Source organism: Photorhabdus heterorhabditis (assembly GCF_001280945.1).
Taxonomy (GTDB): domain Bacteria; phylum Pseudomonadota; class Gammaproteobacteria; order Enterobacterales; family Enterobacteriaceae; genus Photorhabdus; species Photorhabdus heterorhabditis.
This window is the reverse complement of record NZ_LJCS01000191.1, coordinates 1-974: the sequence shown is the minus strand read 5'-3', so window position 1 is coordinate 974 and position 974 is coordinate 1. Positions and strand designations below refer to the sequence as shown.

2 protein-coding genes are annotated in these 974 nt (G+C 49.3%); both read left to right on the top strand.

Annotated elements, in window-relative coordinates; translation table 11 throughout:
* The first annotated feature begins 140 nt into the window (after nt 1-140).
* The gene (locus AM629_RS21245; protein WP_054481784.1) at nt 141-656 is read left to right on the top strand and encodes a Tli1a family immunity protein; all 516 of its coding nucleotides are present in this window, start codon (nt 141-143) and stop codon (nt 654-656) included.
* A gap of 50 nt (nt 657-706) precedes the next feature.
* Nucleotides 707-974 (top strand): DUF3304 domain-containing protein (locus AM629_RS21240; RefSeq protein WP_152912061.1); only part of this gene is annotated, 268 nt, incomplete at its 3' end.

The window sequence follows — 974 nt, the reverse complement described above, 5'->3', positions numbered from 1 at the left end:
GTGACGACGTCCTGTGCTACCTACAATAGTCCCAATTATCCGATTAAAGAACCGTTAGAAATGAAGGAGCCGACAGTATGTCCGAAATAATGCCGACAGGCATCTCAAAGCCAGATTATGCCTTATTAAAGGAGAGAAAGATGAAAAAACACCGAGTTAAATGGTCGGTTTTATGCCTGTTACTGGCGGCGTGTAGCCAGTTTCCGGCGCAGGCCGGCGTGATTATCGCGATTAACCATACCAAGTGGGCGATTAACCGGTTCAGTGTGGATGATAATCCCGGTATCGATAGTATCGGGCCATATCAGGGCGGTGGCGGTGGCTGTTGCTATCGGGCTCCGGAGAAATGGAAACCGGGGATGACGGTTAAGGTGGATTGGGAAACCGGTGTCGCTTTCTCCGACGATTTTCCCGGGTATGAAAACGACGAGAAGTATTTGGAATGGGATAGAAAAATAAATGCCCAGAAACGGCAGCATAGCCAGGTAGTGCCGGTGCCTTATTATCAGAATGGGGGAGATACCTGCGGGATTACGGTGCATTTCTTGCCCTGTGATCAGATTAAAGTCACGACCTCTTGTGACGCCTACGGTAGCCCAAACTACCCGATTAAAGAACCGTTAGAAATGAAGGAGCCGACAGTATGTCCGAAATAATGCCGACAGGTATCTCAAAGCCAGATTATGCCTTATTGAAGGAGAGAAAGATGAAAAAACACCGAGTTAAATGGTCGGTTTTATGCCTGTTACTGGCGGCGTGTAGCCAGTTTCCGGCGCAGGCAGGAACCATTGAGGCGATTAACCATACTAAATGGGCGATTAACCGGTTCAGTGTGGATGATAATCCCGGTATCGATAGTATCGGGCCGTATCAGGGCGGTGGCGGTGGTTGCTGCTATCGGGCTCCGGAGAAATGGAAACCGGGGATGACGGTTAAGGTGGATTGGGAAACTGGTGTCGCTTACTCCTATGATT

Bases quoted from the DNA above. Each gene is read 5' to 3' on its own strand.
- AM629_RS21245 (WP_054481784.1), top strand. From the start codon at position 141: ATGAAAAAACACCGAGTTAAATGGTCGGTTTTATGCCTGTTACTGGCG.